Source organism: Ancylobacter mangrovi (assembly GCF_024752335.1).
Lineage (GTDB): Bacteria > Pseudomonadota > Alphaproteobacteria > Rhizobiales > Xanthobacteraceae > Ancylobacter > Ancylobacter mangrovi.
In genome coordinates this window covers 346542-364841 of sequence record NZ_JANTHY010000006.1, presented here as the reverse complement: position 1 = coordinate 364841, position 18300 = coordinate 346542, and the positions used below count along the sequence as shown (strand labels likewise).

Here is an 18300-nt window from a genome sequence, read left to right as displayed (position 1 = left end):
GAAGGCGGTACGCAAACCGGGTCCGGCTCAGTTGAGAGGACCTCCAAACTGCATGTCGCTTGAAGTGAGGATATGCCATGCGTACGTTTGATTTTACCCCCCTCCACCGTTCGACCGTCGGCTTCGACCGTCTTTTTTCGATGCTCGACCAGGTCGGCAATGTCGAAAGCGGCACCACCTATCCGCCCTACAATATCGAGCGGACCGGTGAAAATGCCTATCGCATCACCGTAGCGGTGGCGGGTTTCACCGATCAGGACCTCGACATCGAGGTCAAGGAGAGCACCCTCTCCATCCGCGGCGACCGCAAGGTCGACGGCGCCGGCAAGTCCGGCGAGGTGCTCTATCAGGGCATCGCCGCGCGCGCCTTCGAGCGCCGCTTCCAGCTCGCCGACCATGTCGAAGTTCGTGGGGCCACGCTGCAGAACGGCCTGCTGCATGTCGATCTCGTACGCGAGATCCCGGAGGCGATGAAGCCCCGCAGCATTCCGATCGCGGTGAGCGGCGGCGCCACGCGCGTCCTCGAGGCCAAGCCGAGCGAGGGCAAGGTCGCGGCGTGACGATTGCCGCGGCCTGACGGCACCCGCGCGGAACGAAAACGAGGCGCCCCGGGAAACCGGGGCGCTTTTTGTTCGGCCGCGGGGGCGCGGTCACATCCGACCGCGCGGGCCCGGCGGCTAAGGCGCGGCGGCCGGGGTCGGCTCCACCGTGTCGCGGGCGATGACCGAGGCGGTGCCGGCCGCCGTATTGGCGCCCGCCGCGCTGGTGCCGGTGCCGCTGCCGGTCTTCGGCGCGGTCGCCGAGGCGGCCGGCGTCGGCTCGGTGCCGGGCGGAACAGCAATGCCGGGAATGACCCGCACCGCGGTCTGCGAAGATGCCGGCGCCGCAGGCTTGGCATCGGCGGGCCGCGGCGAATCAGCCTTCCCGGGCGCATTGGCGGCATCGCCAGCCGGCGCGGCTTCCGCGGGCTTGGCATCTTCCGGTTTGGCAGCGGCGGAACCGTCATCCTTCGGCACGTCGGCCGGCGAAGCCCCGACGGGGGCGGCCTCGACAGGCGCGGCGCCCGCGGGCGCGGTGCCGGCCGGACCCGCCGCCGGCGGCGTCAGCGCGGCGAATTCCGGCGGCTTCTCCGGCGGCACGGGACCGACCTGCGGCAGGACCGGGCGCGCCACCGGGGGCGTCGCCGCCACCGCCGGACCGCCGCTTGACCGGCCGACCGGCCGGCCGATGGGCCGCACCTGGATGATGCCGGCCGTGAAGGCATTGATGGTCAGGCGCACGCGCGAGCCGCCGGGATCGGTGGCGTCGACCACATAGGTGTTGCCGTCCACGCGAACCCGCCCGACGGCGCGCATGCCCATCGAGCGCAGCATCGGCTCGACATCGGCCGGCGGCATCGTCTCCGGGTTGTCATAGGCGGGCGGCGGCGGGCCGTAGGCCGGGGGCGGGCCATAGTAATAGCCCGGCGGGGGACCGTAGATCGGCCCGGACCACACGCGCGCATAGGGACGGAAATAGACCTGCGCCTCGGCCGGCGTCGCCACAGCGGCCACGGCCGCGCCGGCGATAAGCGGCGCGACGAGGACGGGAATGACGGATCGCGAGGCGGACCGCTTCGCCATGGAAGCCTCCGGAAATAGCTTAAGAGCGGCGTATTGGAACGCGCGAATGCGGCACGCTCACGACCATGCGTCACCTCGCGCGCGCCCGCTCCGCCGCGCCCGACGCGTCCCCAGCATCGGGCAACTCCGTTGCGCCAATGTTGCAGGCGCCTTACCTTTCGTTGCGCGCCGGACGCCGGCGCCGCAAGAAGAATGCAGATTCGCAATCGGCGACAGGCGCGCGACGCTTGTGCGCGAGCGCCAATTCTGGCATCTTCGCGATTGATAGGGCAGTCATGCTGTCCTATAATTTCGATAGGCTGACGCTGTGCAAGGCACGGCTCGGTCGATGCTAGCCAAGTTCGACGACGGCGTGCATGCTTCGCGGGTCAAGGCCGCGCGAAGGCGGACGAGGGTCCGGCACGCCGGCAAGCGACCCTAAGGGAGTACGGGGATGAGTGAGGAAATGGGCGGCGCTGCCGCGCGCATGAACGGCGAGGCCACGGTTCGTCCGGCCGCGACGGATCGCGCCGACGCCAAAGCCATTCCGCACATCGATCCGGGCCTGCCGGCCGCGCGCGGTCTGTACGATCCGCGCAACGAGAAGGATTCGTGCGGCGTCGGCTTCATCGCCGACATCAAGGGCCGCAAGTCGCACCAGATCGTGCAGGACGGGCTGCAGATCCTCTTGAATCTCGAGCACCGCGGCGCCGTGGGCGCGGACCCGCGCGCGGGCGACGGCGCGGGCATGCTGGTGCAGATCCCGCACCGCTTCTTCGCCAAGGAAGCGGCGAAGCTCGGCTTCGAGCTGCCCGAGCCCGGCCATTACGCGGTCGGCCACCTGTTCATGCCGCACGATGCCGAGGGGCAGGAGATCATCCGCTCCACAATGGAGCGCGTGGTGGCCGAAGAAGGCCAGGTCCTGCTCGGCTGGCGCGACGTGCCGACCGACAACACCTCGCTCGGCCACACCGTGCTGCCGACTGAGCCCCGGCACCTGCAGATCTTCATCGGCCGCGGCGAGGCGACCACCAATGAGGACGACTTCGAGCGCCGTCTGTTCATCCTGCGCAAGGTGGTCTCGAACGCGATCTACGCCGCGCACGACCCGCTGACCGCCGGCTACTACGTCGTCTCGCTGTCCTGCCGGACCATCGTCTACAAGGGCATGTTCAACGCCGACCAGCTCGGCGCCTACTACTCGGACCTGCACGACCCGGATTTCGAAAGCGCCGTGGCGCTCGTCCACCAGCGCTTCTCGACCAACACCTTCCCGGCCTGGTCGCTCGCCCATCCCTACCGGATGGTCGCCCATAACGGCGAGATCAACACGCTGCGGGGCAATGTGAACTGGATGGCGGCCCGCCAGGCCTCCGTCGATTCCGAGCTGTTCGGCAACGACATCTCCAAGCTCTGGCCGATCTCCTATGAGGGCCAGTCCGACACCGCCTGCTTCGACAACGCGCTCGAATTCCTGATGCAGGGCGGCTACGAGCTGCCGCATGCGGCGATGATGCTCGTACCCGAGGCGTGGGCCGGCAACCCGCTGATGGACGAGGAGCGCCGCGCCTTCTACGAGTACCACGCCGCCATGATGGAGCCGTGGGACGGGCCGGCCGCGATCGTCGCCACCGACGGGCGCCAGATCGTCGCCACGCTCGACCGCAACGGCCTGCGTCCCGCGCGCTACCTCGTGACCACGGACGACCGGATCGTGCTCGCCTCCGAGATGGGCGTGCTCACCTTCCCCGAGGACCAGATCGTCACCAAGTGGCGCCTGCAGCCCGGCCGCATGCTGCTCGTCGACATGGTCGAGGGCCGTCTCGTGCCGGACGAGGAGGTGAAGACCGGCCTCGCGCGCGCGCATCCCTACAAGGAGTGGCTGAAGCGCACCCAGCTCGTGCTGGAGGACCTGCGCACCGTCGAGGCGCGCGAGGTGCGCACCGACGTGACCCTGCTCGATCGCCAGCAGGCCTTCGGCTACACTCAGGAGGACCTCAAGCTGCTGATGGCGCCGATGGCGACCACCGGGCAGGAGGCGGTCGGCTCCATGGGCTCCGACACGCCGATCTCGCCGCTGTCGAAGAAGTCGAAGTCGCTCTTCACCTATTTCAAGCAGAACTTCGCGCAGGTCACCAACCCGCCGATCGACCCGATCCGCGAGGAGCTGGTGATGAGCCTCGTCTCGTTCATCGGCCCGCGCCCGAACATCTTCGACCTCGAGGGCAATTCGCGCCGCAAGCGGCTCGAGGTGCGCCAGCCGATCCTCACCAATGCCGACCTCGAGAAGATCCGCTCGATCGGCTTCATGGAGGAGCGGTTCGACACCCGCACGCTCGACATCACCTACACCGTCGACAAGGGCGCGGCGGGCATGGAGGACGCGGTCGAGCGGCTGTGCGAGCGCGCCGAGGCGGCGGTCCATGGCGGCTACAACATCATCATCCTGTCCGACCGCCTGGTTGGGCCGGACCGCATCCCGATTCCCTCGCTGCTGGCCACCGCGGCCGTGCACCATCACCTGATCCGCAAGGGCCTGCGCACCTCGGTCGGCCTCGTCGTGGAGACGGGCGAGGCGCGCGAGGTGCACCATTTCGCGTGCCTCGCCGGCTACGGCGCCGAGGCGATCAACCCCTACCTCGCCTTCGAGACCATGATCGACATGCGCGTCGACATTCCCGAGGAGGTGGACGAGTACGAGATCGTCAAGCGCTACATCAAGTCGATCGACAAGGGCCTGCTCAAGGTCATGTCCAAGATGGGCATCTCGACCTACCAGTCCTATTGCGGCGCGCAGATCTTCGACGCGGTCGGCCTGTCGGACGAGCTGGTCGAGAAGTACTTCTCGGGCACGGCGTCCTCCATCGGCGGCGTCGGCTTCGCCGAGATCGCGGAAGAGACCGCGATGCGCCACCGCGTGGCCTTCGGCGACGCGCCGATCTACCGCAGCTCGCTCGACGTCGGCGGCGACTACGCCTTCCGCCTGCGCGGCGAGGAGCATGCCTGGGACCCGGAGACGGTCGCCGTGCTGCAGCACGCGGTGCGCGGCAACGCGCAGGACAAGTACCGCCACTTCGCCAAGCTGGTGAACGAGGCCGGCGCCAAGACGCTCAACATCCGCTCGCTGTTCCGCATCCGCAACGCGGAGGAGATCGGCCACGCGCCGGTGCCGCTGGAGGAGGTCGAGTCGGCGGCGGAGATCGTCAAGCGCTTCGTCACCGGCGCCATGTCGTTCGGCTCCATCTCGCGCGAGGCGCACACCACCCTCGCCATCGCGATGAACCGCATCGGCGGCAAGTCCAACACCGGCGAGGGCGGCGAGGAATCGACCCGCTTCAGGCCGCTGCCCAACGGCGACAGCATGCGCTCGGCGATCAAGCAGGTGGCCTCCGGACGCTTCGGCGTCACGGCGGAGTACCTCGTCAACGCCGACATGATCCAGATCAAGATGGCGCAGGGTGCCAAGCCCGGCGAAGGCGGCCAGCTCCCCGGCCACAAGGTCGACGCGGTGATCGCCAAGGTGCGCCATTCGACCCCGGGCGTGGGCCTCATCTCCCCGCCCCCGCACCACGACATCTACTCGATCGAGGACCTGGCGCAGCTCATCTACGACCTGAAGAACGTCAACCCCGAAGCCGACATCTCGGTGAAGCTGGTGTCGGAAGTGGGCGTGGGCACGGTCGCGGCCGGCGTCGCCAAGGCGCGCGCCGACCACATCACCGTCTCCGGCTTCGAGGGCGGCACCGGCGCTTCCCCGCTCACCGCCATCAAGCACGCGGGCAGCCCCTGGGAGATCGGCCTCGCCGAGGCGCACCAGACGCTGACCATGAACAACCTGCGCGGGCGCATCGCCCTGCAGGTGGACGGCGGCCTGCGCACCGGGCGCGACGTGGTGATCGGGGCGATGCTGGGGGCGGACGACTTCGCCTTCTCCACCGCGCCGCTGATCGCGGCTGGCTGCATCATGATGCGCAAGTGCCACCTCAACACCTGCCCGGTCGGCGTCGCCACCCAGGACCCGGTGCTGCGCAAGCGCTTCAAGGGCACGCCCGAGCACGTCATCAACTACTTCTTCTTCGTCGCCGAGGAAGTGCGCGAGTTCATGGCGGCGCTGGGAGTGCGCAGCTTCAACGAGATGATCGGCCATTCCGAATGGCTCGACCAGCGCGAGGCGATCGAGCACTGGAAGGCCAAGGGGCTCGACTTCACCCGCATCTTCGCGAAGCCCGAGGTCGGGCCGGAAGTCGCGATCTATCACACCGAGCGGCAGAACCACCCGATCCACCACGTGCTCGACCGCACGCTGATCGAGAAGGCGATGCCCGCGCTCGAGCATGGCGACCCGGTGAAGATCGAGACCGGCATCAAGAGCATCAACCGCTCGGTCGGCGCGATGCTCTCCGGCGAGGTCGCCAAGCGCCACGGCGAGGCCGGGCTGCCGGACGACACGATCGACATCCACCTGTCCGGCACCGCCGGCCAGGCCTTCGGTGCGTTCCTCGCGGCGGGCGTCTCCATGACGCTGGTGGGCGAGGCCAACGACTATGTCGGCAAGGGCCTGTCGGGCGGTCGCATCGTGGTGCGCCCGGCGGACAATGCCGGCATCGTGCCGGAGAACTCGATCATCGTCGGCAACACGGTGCTCTACGGTGCCACCTCGGGCGAGTGCTACTTCCACGGCGTCGCCGGCGAGCGCTTCGCCGTGCGCAACTCGGGCGCCATCGCGGTGGTCGAGGGCACGGGCGACCATGGCTGCGAGTACATGACCGGCGGCGTGGTGGTCGTCATCGGCCAGACCGGGCGCAACTTCGCGGCCGGCATGTCGGGCGGCGTCGCCTATGTTCTGGACGAGGACCACAGCTTCAAGAACCGCTGCAACCTCTCCATGGTCGACCTGGAGCCGGTCGAGGAGGAGGAGGACCTGCTGGAGCGCCTCCACCACCATGGCGGCGATCTGGAGTTCAAGGGTCGCATCGACGTCATGGCCGACATGGGCCATCACGACGAGGAGCGTCTCCACCAGCTCATCGCCAAGCACCTGCACTACACCGGCTCGAAGCGCGCCCAGACGATCCTCGACAACTGGGCCGAATATCGCGGCATGTTCGTGAAGGTGATGCCGGTCGAGTATCAGCGCGCGCTGCGCGAGATGGAGAAAATGCGGGGCCTGCAGGCGGCCGAATAGGCCCGTCCTGCGGCCCGGTTTCCGCCGCATCGCCGGGTTCACCGGCAGGCCGGCCTTCGGGACGGCATCGGGAAGGGCACGGAGGCGTCCCGCTGGCGGGATCGCCTCCGGCTCCGGAACGCGGATGGCGGAAACGCTGTATTTTGGCGCGGCTGTGTGCCGCGCCGTCATTTCCCAACTGGCATGATTGATGTATCTGGCACCGGAGGTGGAATGCCTCCAAGGTGGTGGTGCTCCGCGAAAGAGGGCGCAATGGGTAAGGTTACGGGTTTCCTCGAGATCGATCGCCGCGAGGCTAAGTATCAGCCGGCGTCAGACCGCATTCGCCACTTTCGTGAGTTCACCCTGCCGTTGCCGGACGCCGAGGTCGCCAACCAGGCCTCGCGCTGCATGGATTGCGGCATTCCGTTCTGCCACGGGCCGAACGGCTGCCCGATCCACAACCAGATCCCGGACTGGAACGACCTCGTCTATAACGGGAACTGGGAGGAGGCGACGCGCAACCTCCACTCCACCAACAATTTCCCCGAATTCACCGGCCGCATCTGCCCCGCGCCCTGCGAGGAGGCGTGCACGCTGAATCTCGAGGACGTACCGGTCACCATCAAGACCGTCGAGCAGGCCATCGCCGACAAGGCGTGGAAGGCCGGCTGGATCAAGCCCGAGGTCTCCGCCCACCGGACGGGCAAGAAGGTCGCCGTGGTCGGCTCCGGCCCGGCGGGCCTTGCCGCCGCCCAGCAGCTCGCCCGCGTCGGGCACGACGTGCATGTCTATGAGCGCGAGCCCAAGGCCGGCGGCCTGCTGCGCTACGGCATTCCCGACTTCAAGATGGAGAAGCACTACATCGACCGGCGCGTGGCGCAGATGGAAGCGGAGGGCGTGACCTTCCACTACGGCGCCAATGTCGGCGTGACCGTGCCGCTCGACGAGATGCTCGAGAACCACGACGCGGTGCTGATGTGCGGCGGCTCGGAAGCCCCGCGCAATCCCGAGCTTCCCGGCCAGGAGCTGGAAGGCGTGCACTACGCCATGCCCTACCTCGTGCAGCAGAACCGCCGCCTCGGCCGCGAGGACGTCAGCAACGAGCAGCCGATCCTCGCCGCCGGCAAGCATGTGGTGGTCATCGGCGGCGGCGACACCGCCTCGGACTGCGTCGGCACCGCCTTCCGCCAGGGCGCGCTGTCCGTGCACCAGCTCGACATCCGCCCGGTCCCGCCGCTGAAGGAGGACAAGCTGGCGGTGTGGCCCTACTGGCCGACCAAGTTCCGCACCTCCTCCTCGCAGGCCGAGGGCGCCGAGCGCGAATTCGCCGCCGCCACGCTCGGCATCGAGGGCAAGAAGGGCCGCGTCACCGGCGTGAAGTGCGCGCGCGTCGACCTGAAGCGCCTGCCGATCGAGGGCACCGAGTTCAGCATCCGCGCCGACCTCGTCTTCATCGCGCTCGGCTTCGTGCACCCGCTGCACGAGGGCATGCTCTCGCATGCCGGCCTCTCGCTCGACCGGCGCGGCAACGTGCAGGCCGGCGACGGCGACTACGCCACCACCGTGCCGAAGCTGTTCGCCGCCGGCGACATGCGCCGCGGCCAGTCGCTGGTGGTGTGGGCGATCCGCGAGGGGCGCCAAGCGGCGCAGTCGATCGACACCTACCTCATGGGCACGTCGGTTCTGCCGCGCTGAGGGCCCTGCCCTGCTGAAGAGTCCGCAACGCCGGGGGCGGGGCCGTCACGGCACGCTCTCGACCAGCGGCGTCCCCTCGAGCTCCAGCCGCACCCGCCCGCGCCCGGCGGGGTGGATGCGCAGCGGCGCGTCCTTCTCCTCCAGCCGGCGCCGGAGCAGCAGCAGCCGCGTCTCCAGATTGTCCTTGAGGTCCGGCAGGCGCAGCTCGGGCGCGCGGCGGATCTGCTGGTTGGCGAACTCGGTCCGGCCGGTGGCGAGATAGTCGCGCAGCATCAGCATGACGAGGCGTCCGGCGACGCCGCGGATGAGATAGTCGCCGCCGATGAACACCGCGTCGTCGAAGCGGTGGTGGCGAACAAGGAACGGCACGCCCCCGGTGAGCGTCGCCCCCGCCGGCAGCGGCGCGTGCTCCGTCGCCGCCTCGGGCGTCGCAGCACCCGTGGCCTCCCCGGCCCCCAGCGCGTTCATCCGCAGCCCCGCCGCCAGCGGCATTGCGATCAGGCTCAGCGCCGCCTCATGCTCGTGGCAGAAGGCGAAGCGCTCCGGCGATTCGGCGAACAGCACCCCCGTCAGCCGCCCCTGGGCCACCAGCGGCACCGCGATCTGGCTCTGCGGAGCCGCGAGGCCCGGCAGCGCGATCTCCCGCTCCGAACCCGCCGGCCCCGCCCCGGCAGCGGCGGCGTAGCGCCGGCCGCGGCTCATGTCGCTGATACGCACCGGCACCCGCCGCTCGTCGACGAGGCCGATCACCCCCTCGCCGAGCGTCACCTCCGAGCCGACCCCGCGCGCCGGATAGCCCCGGCTGGCGAGGGTGACGAGCCGGCGCCCCTCCCCGGCCGGCACTAGCACCATGGAATGGCGGATGCCGAGATCGGTGGCGAGCCCCTCCAGCGCCCGGTCCAGCATCGCCCCGGCGTCGGGCTCGGCGCCGATGGCGGCGGCCAGCCGCGCGACTGCCTCCAGATTCACCCGCCCCGCCGGATCGGCCGGCGCCGCCGCCACGCCCGGAGAGGGTACGGCGCGGATCGCCTCGACGCGGTAGATGTCCGCCGAGCGCAGCTTCATCACCTCGCCCCAGCCGCCATGCCCGCTGGTCGCGGCGAGCTGGATCGACATGCGCTCGAACAGCGGGCCGGCGCTCTCCCGCCGCACCGGCGCGATGTCGATGAGGAACTGGTCGCCGCTGCGCCCGTCGACCACCATCAGCGTCGCCGCGCAGCGCAGCGCGATATTGGCCGCCGTCTTGGAGAAGAACTGGTTCGTCAGCGCCACATGCGCGTCATCGACGAAATGGACCTGCGAGAGATAGGAGACGTTGGGCATCCCCTCGCCGTCCACCGTGGCGACGATGGAGGGAATGACGCCCTCGAAGCAGGCACGAAGATCGGCGAGCCGCACCGTCATGGCACGGGCTCGCCGAGCCGGCGGCCGGCATGGATGCCCGGCGTCTGGTCATAGACCGCCAGCGGGCGGTAGCGCACGCGCTGGAGATCAATCTCGCACAGCCACGCCCCGGCGGGCCGCGCGGCGACGCCCACCCCGGCGAGGCGCCGCGTCATCTCCGCCACGTAGCTCGCGGCGCGGCGCCGGTCGTCCTCGTCGGCGGCCCCCACCTCCAGCACCACGGACTTGACCTGGTAGCAGCGGTAATCCTCCAGCCCCGCGAAGGTGAGAGCGAGCGGCGCGCCCGGCACCAGATTGCCGGTCAGCTCCGGCCATTGCACCCGCGAGACCAGCGTCTCGAACAGCGACGGCCCGGCCCGCCGGGTGCCGACCGCGCGCCCGATCGCCGCCCGCATCCGCGCATCGCGCGAGGCGAGGATCGTCATCACGGCGCCCTCGATGAAGCCGGCGATCTGCTCGTCGATCATGCCCCCGCCTCCGCCCTGCGATCCGCTCCCCGCGCGGCCACGCCAGATTAGGACACTCTTAGGAAAGGTGCCCGGGCCATTAGCATGAATTTAGGAAGCGCCAGCCCCTCGCCCGCCCTATCCCCGCGCCATCCGCAACACGACGTAGCCCTCTCCGCCCTCACCCGGGCGGGCGGATGGCGACGCGCTTTTCGAGAGCCACCATGGACACCTTCAGCCCCGTGCAGACCCTCGCGCCCGGCAATCACAGCCTTGTCCCGCGCGACATCCCGGCCGAGCCGTTCCGTCTCACCCCGCGCGAGCTCGACGCCTATCTGGCCCGCATCGGCCTCGGCCGGCCCCGCGCGGCCGACCTTCCCACGCTCGTCGCGCTGCACCACGCCCATGTCACCAGCTTCACCTGGGAGGCGATCGACGCCTTCATGGGCTGGCCGGTCGATCCCCACCCGCGCGCGACCTTCGCCAAGATGGTGGACGGCCGGCGCGGGGGCTGGTGCTACGAGATGAACGGCCTGTTCGGCGCCGCGCTCGCCGCGCTCGGCTACAAGGTGACGCGCCTGTGCGCGGGGGTGCGCCGCGCCGAGATGGGCGACATGGCGGTCGGCAATCACCTCACCCTGCGCGTCGACCTCGACCAGCCCTGGCTCGCCGAGGTTGGCCTCGGCGACGCCATCCTCGCGCCGGTCCCGATGCGGCCAGGCGCCATCGAACAATACGGCCGCGCCTTCGCCATCGCCGAGGCCGACGGCGGCTGGCTGCGCTTCCACAACCACCGGCACGGCGCGGCGCCGAGCTTCGACTTCCGGCCCGGCCATCGCGACGAGGCGGCGCTCGCCGCGGCCCATGCTGTGCTGACGCGCGACGCCGGCTCGCCCTTCGTGCGCAATCTGGTGGTACAGCGTCACGCGCCCGGCCGCACCGAGGCCATCTTCAATCACACGCGGCGCATCGTGACCGATGCCGGCGTGGAGGAACGCCCGATCACCGATGCGCGCGAATTCGCCCGGCTGCTGCGCGAGGTGTTCCAGATCGAGGTGCCCGAGCCCGAGGCGGTCTGGGCCCGCGTGGTCGAAACCGAGCGCGACTGGTTGGCCGCCTGACGCTTTCCGATGCGCGGAAGGCCGCTCAGGGCGTCGCGGCCGGCGCCGGGGCGGGAGCCGCGCTCGCGGGAGCCCCGCTGGAAGGCGCCGCCGTGCTCGTCCCGGCCGCCGAGGGTACGGCGGCCGCCGGCTGCGTCGGCGAACCGGCCGGCCAGCGGAAATCGTCGGTGCGCCCGGTCACCGAGGGCAGCGCCGCACCGCTGACCAGCACCCGTGCCGGCTCCGGCTCGCCCTCGTCCGCGGCGGGGGTCGCGGCCGGCGTCGTACCCGGCGCGCCGGCCAGCACACGCGCGCCCGCCGAGGTGCCGCCGGTGAGCAGGATGATGGAGGGCCGCGCCGCGGCGGCGCTGAGCGCGGCAGCGGCCGGATCGGCGGGATCGACCAGCAGGTGGTCGAGCTCCTTGTCGACGAAGAAGGCGAGCTTGCGCCCGCCCGCGCGGGTGAAGCCCACGCCGTCGGAATCGCGCAGGCGCCGGCGCTGGCCGTCGACATCGGGGCCCGACATCATGAACTTGCCATCCTCGTCGACGAAGCCGTCCGTCACGTCGGCATAGATCAGGCCGGCGCGCTCGACATGCTCCTTGATGAGGGCGTTGAGCTTGGTCACGCGCTCGTTGAGCGGCCCGTCCTCGACCGGCGGCAGCCCGACCATCACCACCGGCCGGCCATAGAGCTTGAGGCCGAGCAGGAACTCGTCGAGCCGGCGGCCATAGATGTTCTGCCAGCGCTCGTCGAGCACCTCGGCCCGCCCGGCGGGATCGTCGATCGGCTTGAGGTCGTTCATGCCGGCGAACACGACCACGATATTGGCCTGCGAGGCGGTGGCGATCTGGCGCGCCGAGCCGGCCCAGTCGAAGCCGCTCTGCGGCCCGAGGCCGGAGCCCTTCTCGGTCTTGCCGACCACCGCCACCGTCTCGCGATCGGAGGCGAAGGCGTCGGCGAGGCCCTGCGCCAGCGGGTCGGCGTATTCGTCGCCCATCACCAGCACGAACTGCGAAAACGTGTCGGAATCCTTCCGCGCCTCGTCGGCGGAGGCGTAGACCTGGCCGCGCGGCTCGGAGGGCTGCTCGATCGCCGGGGCGGCGCGCTGCTGCGCCGGGGCCGAGGGCACGTAGCGCGGCTGGCTCGGCGCGGCGGTGCGCGGGGTCGAGGGGCTGAACAGGTCGATCAGCGGCTGGAACGGCGACCAGACCTTCTTCTGGCGCGGCGGCGGGGGAAGCTGCTGGCGCTGGCGCGCGGGCTGGCGCTGCTGCTGGCGCGCCGGCTGGTTCCCGACATTGCCCGGCGGGCGGAACCAGTCGCTCTGCGCGCGGGCGGGCACCGGGCCGTCGAAGGCAGGGCCGGCCAGCAGCGCACCGGCCAGAGCCAGCGCCCACACGCCCAGCCTCACCCCTCGCCTGTCCGGCCGTCTCGCCATGGTGCGCCTTCCGATGCCCGTTCCGGGCTGAAGCGGTGGACCATTATCGCGGCCGTTTCAAGTCCTCTCGGCCGGAGTGCCGGCCGCGGGCCGCGCTCAGGTGCCGCCCGAGCGCAGGCTGTCGAGCACCTCGCCGGTGGCCATGCCGTCGGGCAGCATGCCGACCCGCACCTGATACTCGCGCACCGCGCTGCGCGTGCTCGAGCCGAGCACGCCGTCGGCCGGGCCGACATCATAGCCGCGCGAGGCGAGGCGCTGCTGAAGCTCCGTGCGCTCGGTGCGCGAGAGCGCGCGCATGTCGTCCGGCCAGGGCTGCACGAAGCCGTCGCCGCCGCGGATCCGGTCCGCCAGATGGCCGATCGCCAGCGCGTAGGAGTCGGAAGGGTTGTAGCTGAGGATGGCCTTGAAATTGTCGGTCATCAGGAAGGCCGGCCCCTTGGCGCCCGCCGGCAGCAGCAGATAGGCGGTCTCGCTCGCATTCGGCATCGGCCGCCCCTCGGGCCGCCGCACGCCGAGCGCCCACCATTCGCGCATGGTCTTGCGCCGGTGCTTGTCGGCCAGCATGTAGTCGAAGCTGCGCGGCAGCACGACCTCGTAGCCCCAGCTCATGCCCGGGCGCCAGCCGCCGCGCTTCAGCTTGTGCGCGGTGGAGCCCATGGCGTCGGCGACGGAATCGACCACGTTGCGGTGCCCGTCGCCGTCGAAGTCCACCGCGTCGCGCTGGAACGCGGTCGGCATGAACTGGGTCAGGCCGAAGGCGCCGGCCCACGAACCCTTCAGATGGCTCTCGGGAATGTCGCCGCGGTCGACGATGCGCAGCGCGGCGATGAACTCATCCCGGAAATAGGCCTTGCGGCGGCCGACGCAGGCGAGCGTGCCCGTCGCCTCGATCACCGGATAGGAACCGCGCGCGCCGCCGTAATTGGTCTCGATGCCCCAGATCGCCGCCACCACATAGGGGTCGACGCCATAGGTGCGGCCCACCGCGTCGAACACCTGGGCGTGCGCGGCCATCGCCTCGCGGCCCTTGCGGATGCGGGTCTCGGACACCAGCATGTCGACATAGTCGCCGGCGGTGCGGGAGAATTCCGGCTGGGTCTCCAGCTTCTTCATGATGTCCATGTCGGGCTTCAGCCCGGCCGTGTAGCGGCGGAAGCCCGCCGCCGACACGCCCTTCGCCCGCGCCCGGGGTTCCAGGGCGGCGATGCAGGCGCTGAAATTGCGCTCGTCGCGCGCGAGCGCGGCCGGCGTCATCGCCGGATGCGTCGCGGCGGGCGCGGAAGCCTGGGAGGACGACGCGTGCGAGGCCGGCGGCGGCGCCGCGCGCGGCGCCGGCGAGGCGGCCGCGGTGCGCACCGCCATCGGCGAGGAATCCGTCAGCGAACCGGTAATGTCGTCGGGCGACGCACAGCCGGCGAGACCCAGACAGAGGAGCATTGAACCGGCCAGCATCGTACCGGCAGCAGAACCGCCGGCCGGGCGCCGGCCATGAAGCGGGCTAAAACTCATAACGCATACCCTAACGCGAGGCCGAGGCCGGATTAGGGAGGCATCATGGTTTCAGTCGGCTTAACGCGATCAAATTTCCCATGGGGAATATGCGTTCCGCACGCGCCGGTCCGCGCCTGAAGTGGCGCGGGCGGGCCACGCCGCACTGCGGCACCTAATCGCCGCAAACGCGTTAGTGACTGTGTTCTCTCCGTAAGGAAGACGCTAAGCTTGGGGCGCTAGACCTTCGGCGCCACTCACCTATCCATTGTGCAATCGAAAGCGGCAACACGTTCATATGGCCAGTCAAATCCGCAAAGCGATCCTGCCGGTAGCCGGCCTCGGCACCCGGTTCCTGCCCGCAACGAAGGCGGTCCCGAAAGAAATGCTGACGGTGGTCGATCGCCCGGTCGTCCAGCATGTCGTCGACGAGGCCCGCGCCGCCGGCATCGAGCACATCGTCTTCGTCACCGGCCGTAACAAGGGCGTCATCGAAGACCATTTCGACCGCCAGTACGAGCTGGAGGAGACGCTGAAGGACCGCGGCAAGACGCAGATGCTCGACATGCTGAAGCGCGAGACCATGGGGCCGGGGGCGACCAGCTTCACCCGCCAGCAGCTTCCGCTCGGCCTCGGCCACGCCGTGTGGTGCGCGCGCGACCTGATCGGCAACGAGCCCTTCGCCCTGCTGCTGCCCGACATGCTGCACAAGCCGCGCAACGGCACCGGCTGCCTCGCGCAGATGGTCGATGCCTATGCCAAGACCGGCGGCGGCAACCACATCGCCGTCTACGAGGTCCCGCCCGAGCAGACCGAGCAGTACGGCATCGTCGCCCTCGGCAACGAGATGGCCGAAGGCGTGCACAAGGTCGCCGGCATGGTCGAGAAGCCGAAGAAGGACGTCGCGCCGTCCAACCTCGCCATCTCCGGCCGCTACATCCTGCAGCCGGAGATCTTCGACCTGCTGGCCAGCCAGGAGCGCGGCGCCGGCAACGAGATCCAGCTCACCGATTCCATGCTCAAGCTGGCCCAGAAGCAGGATTTCTACAGCGTCACCTTCGACGGCTCGATCTATGACTGCGGCTCGAAGCTCGGCTTCCTGATGGCCAACGTCGCCTATGCGCTGGACAATCCGGAAATCTCCGGCTCCTTCCGCCCCGAGCTCGACGCGCTGCTGGCACAGAACTGAGCCCCGCCGCGCCCGCCCCTCGCCATGCACCATCGTGGAGCGCGCGGGTCGGGCCAAGCGGCGACGCCGAAGGTCATGCCGAACGAAAAAGGGCGCCCCGCAGGGCGCCCTTTCATTTTCTCGCACGGTTTCCGCGCAGCCGGTCAGGCCGCTTCCTCGACCACGCCGGGACGGGTGTCGAACAGCAGTTCGTCCTTGCCGCGCTCGACCACCACCACGTCCCCGTCCTTCACCGTGCCGGCGAGGATGCGGCCGGCCAGCGGGTCCTGCAGCAGCTTCTGCATCACCCTCTTCAGCGGGCGCGCGCCATAGGCCGGGTCGTAGCCCTTCTCGGCCAGGAAGTCCCGCGCCTCCGGGGTGATGTCGAGCGTGATCTTGCGCTCCTCCAGCAGCTTGTCGAGCCGCTTGACCTGGATGTCGACGATCGCGCCCATCTGCTCGCGGCGGAGCCGGTGGAACAGCACGATCTCGTCCACGCGGTTGAGGAACTCCGGCCGGAAGTGCGAGCGCACCACCGTCATGACCTCCTCGCGCACCGCGTCGGTGTCCTGGCCTTCCGGCTGGTTCACCAGGAACTCGGCCCCGAGGTTCGAGGTCATGATGATCAGCGTGTTGCGGAAGTCGACCGTGCGGCCCTGCCCGTCAGTCAGGCGCCCGTCGTCGAGCACCTGAAGGAGCACGTTGAACACGTCCGGATGCGCCTTCTCGATCTCGTCGAACAGCACCACCTGATAGGGCCGGCGCCGCACCGCCTCGGTGAGCGCTCCGCCCTCCTCATAGCCGACATAGCCGGGAGGCGCGCCGATCAGCCGGGCCACGGAGTGCTTCTCCATGTATTCCGACATGTCGAGCCGCACCATCGCGGTGTCGTCGTCGAACAGGAAGGCCGCGAGCGCCTTGGTCAGCTCGGTCTTGCCGACGCCGGTGGGGCCGAGGAAGATGAACGAGCCGATCGGCCGGTTGGGGTCCTGCAGGCCCGCCCGCGCGCGGCGTACCGCGGTCGAGACGGCCTCCACGGCCTCCTTCTGGCCGATGACGCGCGTGGCGAGCACCTCCTCCATGCGCAGCAGCTTCTCCTTCTCGCCCTCCAGCATCTTGTCGACCGGCACGCCGGTCCAGCGCGAGACGACGCCGGCGATGTGGTCGGGCGTCACCGCCTCCTCGACCATCGAGCCGGCCTTCACCTCGGCGGCGAGTTCCTGCGTCTCCAGCGCGGCGAGCTTCTTCTCCAGCGCGGGGATGGTGCCATAAGCGAGCTCGCCCGCCTTCTGGTACTCGCCGCTGCGCTGGGCGATGGCGAGGTCGGCGCGCGCCTTCTCGAGGTCGCTCTTGATCTTCTGCGCGTCGCCGAGCTTCTCCTTCTCCGCCTTCCAGCGCGAGGTGAGCGCGGCCGACTGCTCCTCGAGATCGGCGAGCTCCTTCTCGAGCTTCCTCAGCCGGTCCTTCGAGCCCGCGTCGTGCTCCTTCTTCAGCGCCTCCTGCTCGATGCGCAGGCGCACGATCTCGCGGTCGATCGAATCCAGCTCCTCGGGCTTGGAATCGACCTGCATGCGCAGGCGCGAGGCCGCCTCGTCCACGAGGTCGATCGCCTTGTCGGGCAGGAAGCGGTCGGTGATGTAGCGGTTCGACAGCGTCGCTGCCGCCACCAGCGCCGAGTCGGTGATGCGCACGCCGTGGTGCAGCTCGTACTTCTCCTTGATGCCGCGCAGGATGGAGACGGTGTCCTCCACCGACGGCTCGTTGACGAAGACGGGCTGGAAGCGGCGCGCCAGCGCGGCGTCCTTCTCCACATGCTTGCGGTACTCGTCGAGCGTGGTCGCGCCGACGCAGTGCAGTTCGCCGCGCGCCAGAGCGGGCTTGAGCAGGTTCGAGGCGTCCATCGCGCCGTCGGTCTTGCCGGCGCCGACCAGCGTGTGCATCTCGTCGATGAACAGGATGATGCCGCCTTCGGCCGCCTGCACCTCGGAAAGCACGCTCTTCAGCCGCTCCTCGAACTCGCCGCGATACTTCGCGCCCGCGATCAGCGCACCCATATCGAGCGCCAGCAGGCTCTTGTCTCGCAGGCTCTCGGGCACGTCGCCATCAACGATGCGCAGCGCCAGACCCTCGACGATCGCGGTCTTTCCGACGCCCGGCTCGCCGATCAGCACAGGGTTGTTCTTGGTCCGGCGCGAGAGCACCTGGATGGTGCGGCGAATCTCCTCGTCGCGGCCGATCACCGGGTCGAGCTTGCCCTCGCGGGCCGCCTCGGTGAGGTCGCGGGCATATTTCTTCAGCGCGTCATAGGCGTTCTCGGCGGTCGCGCTGTCGGCCGTGCGGCCCTTGCGCAACGCCTCGATGGCGGTGTTGATCTTCTGCGGGGTGGCACCGGCCTTGGCGAGGATCTTGCCCGCCTCGCTGTCCTTCTCCAGCGCCAGCGCGAGCAGCAGCCGCTCGACGGTGACATAGCCGTCGCCCGCCTTCTTCGCCGCCTGCTCGGCGGCGTCGAACACGCGCGCCAGCGCGGGCGCGAGGTAGACCTGCCCGGCCCCCGAACCGCCCACCTTGGGCAGCTTGGCGAGGGCGGCCTCGGTATCGGCCAGCACCATGCGCGGATCGCCGCCCGAGCGGCTGATCAGCCCGGCGCACAGGCCCTCCGGGTCGTCGAGCAGCACCTTGAGCAGGTGCTCGGGGGTGAACTGCTGGTGGCCTTCACGCAGCGCAAGCGACTGCGCCGACTGCACGAATCCACGCGAGCGCTCGGTGTAGGTGTCGAAATTCATGTTCTGTGCC

Annotated in this window: 11 protein-coding genes; 5 read left to right on the top strand and 6 right to left on the bottom strand. The window is 69.8% G+C overall.

Annotation, left to right across the window (positions count from 1 at the left end; all coding sequences use genetic code 11):
* Positions 1–77: 77 nt before the first annotated feature.
* Positions 78–560: an Hsp20 family protein gene (locus NVS83_RS17080; RefSeq protein WP_258734484.1), complete on the top strand. Its 483-nt coding sequence runs from the start codon at positions 78–80 to the stop codon at positions 558–560.
* 117 nt (positions 561–677) lie between these two features.
* Here NVS83_RS17080 and NVS83_RS17075 read toward each other — a convergent pair whose 3' ends face one another.
* Positions 678–1622, bottom strand: coding sequence for a hypothetical protein (locus NVS83_RS17075; RefSeq protein ID WP_258740374.1), 945 nt, complete (start codon positions 1620–1622; stop codon positions 678–680).
* A 433-nt stretch (positions 1623–2055) separates the two neighbouring features.
* Here NVS83_RS17075 and gltB point away from each other — a divergent pair, with 433 nt between their 5' ends.
* Together gltB and NVS83_RS17065 are read left to right on the top strand one after the other, a co-directional pair.
* Entirely contained in the window at positions 2056–6786 is a 4731-nt protein-coding gene (gltB, locus tag NVS83_RS17070; protein WP_258740373.1) for a glutamate synthase large subunit, read from the top strand.
* Positions 6787–7038: 252 nt separating this feature from the next.
* Positions 7039–8463, top strand: coding sequence for a glutamate synthase subunit beta (locus NVS83_RS17065; RefSeq protein WP_258740372.1), 1425 nt, complete (start codon positions 7039–7041; stop codon positions 8461–8463).
* Between the two features lie 45 nt (positions 8464–8508).
* Here NVS83_RS17065 and NVS83_RS17060 read toward each other — a convergent pair whose 3' ends face one another.
* Together NVS83_RS17060 and NVS83_RS17055 are read right to left on the bottom strand one after the other, a co-directional pair.
* Positions 8509–9867, bottom strand: a complete 1359-nt coding sequence (locus tag NVS83_RS17060) for a GAF domain-containing protein (RefSeq protein ID WP_258740371.1) — start codon at positions 9865–9867, stop codon at positions 8509–8511.
* Positions 9864–10334, bottom strand: a complete 471-nt coding sequence (locus tag NVS83_RS17055; RefSeq protein ID WP_258740370.1) for a hypothetical protein — start codon at positions 10332–10334, stop codon at positions 9864–9866. Before NVS83_RS17055 ends, NVS83_RS17060 begins: the two co-directional genes overlap by 4 nt.
* 203 nt (positions 10335–10537) lie before the next feature.
* On the opposite strand from NVS83_RS17055, the gene NVS83_RS17050 reads away from it, so the two are divergent.
* Entirely contained in the window at positions 10538–11434 is an 897-nt protein-coding gene (locus tag NVS83_RS17050) for an arylamine N-acetyltransferase family protein (protein ID WP_258740369.1), read from the top strand.
* A gap of 25 nt (positions 11435–11459) precedes the next feature.
* Here the strand turns inward: NVS83_RS17050 and NVS83_RS17045 are convergent, their stop codons facing one another.
* Both NVS83_RS17045 and NVS83_RS17040 read right to left on the bottom strand, forming a co-directional pair.
* Positions 11460–12851, bottom strand: coding sequence for an SGNH/GDSL hydrolase family protein (locus tag NVS83_RS17045; RefSeq protein ID WP_258740368.1), 1392 nt, complete (start codon positions 12849–12851; stop codon positions 11460–11462).
* 96 nt (positions 12852–12947) lie between these two features.
* A complete protein-coding gene (locus tag NVS83_RS17040; RefSeq protein WP_258740367.1) occupies positions 12948–14288 on the bottom strand; it encodes a lytic murein transglycosylase in 1341 nt (446 codons plus the stop codon).
* A gap of 349 nt (positions 14289–14637) precedes the next feature.
* On the opposite strand from NVS83_RS17040, the gene galU reads away from it, so the two are divergent.
* Positions 14638–15528, top strand: a complete 891-nt coding sequence (gene galU / locus NVS83_RS17035) for a UTP--glucose-1-phosphate uridylyltransferase GalU (protein WP_258734493.1) — start codon at positions 14638–14640, stop codon at positions 15526–15528.
* A 143-nt stretch (positions 15529–15671) separates the two neighbouring features.
* On the opposite strand, the gene clpB is transcribed toward galU, so the two are convergent.
* Positions 15672–18290: an ATP-dependent chaperone ClpB gene (clpB, locus tag NVS83_RS17030; protein WP_258740366.1), complete on the bottom strand. Its 2619-nt coding sequence runs from the start codon at positions 18288–18290 to the stop codon at positions 15672–15674.
* Between the last annotated feature and the right edge of the window lie 10 nt (positions 18291–18300).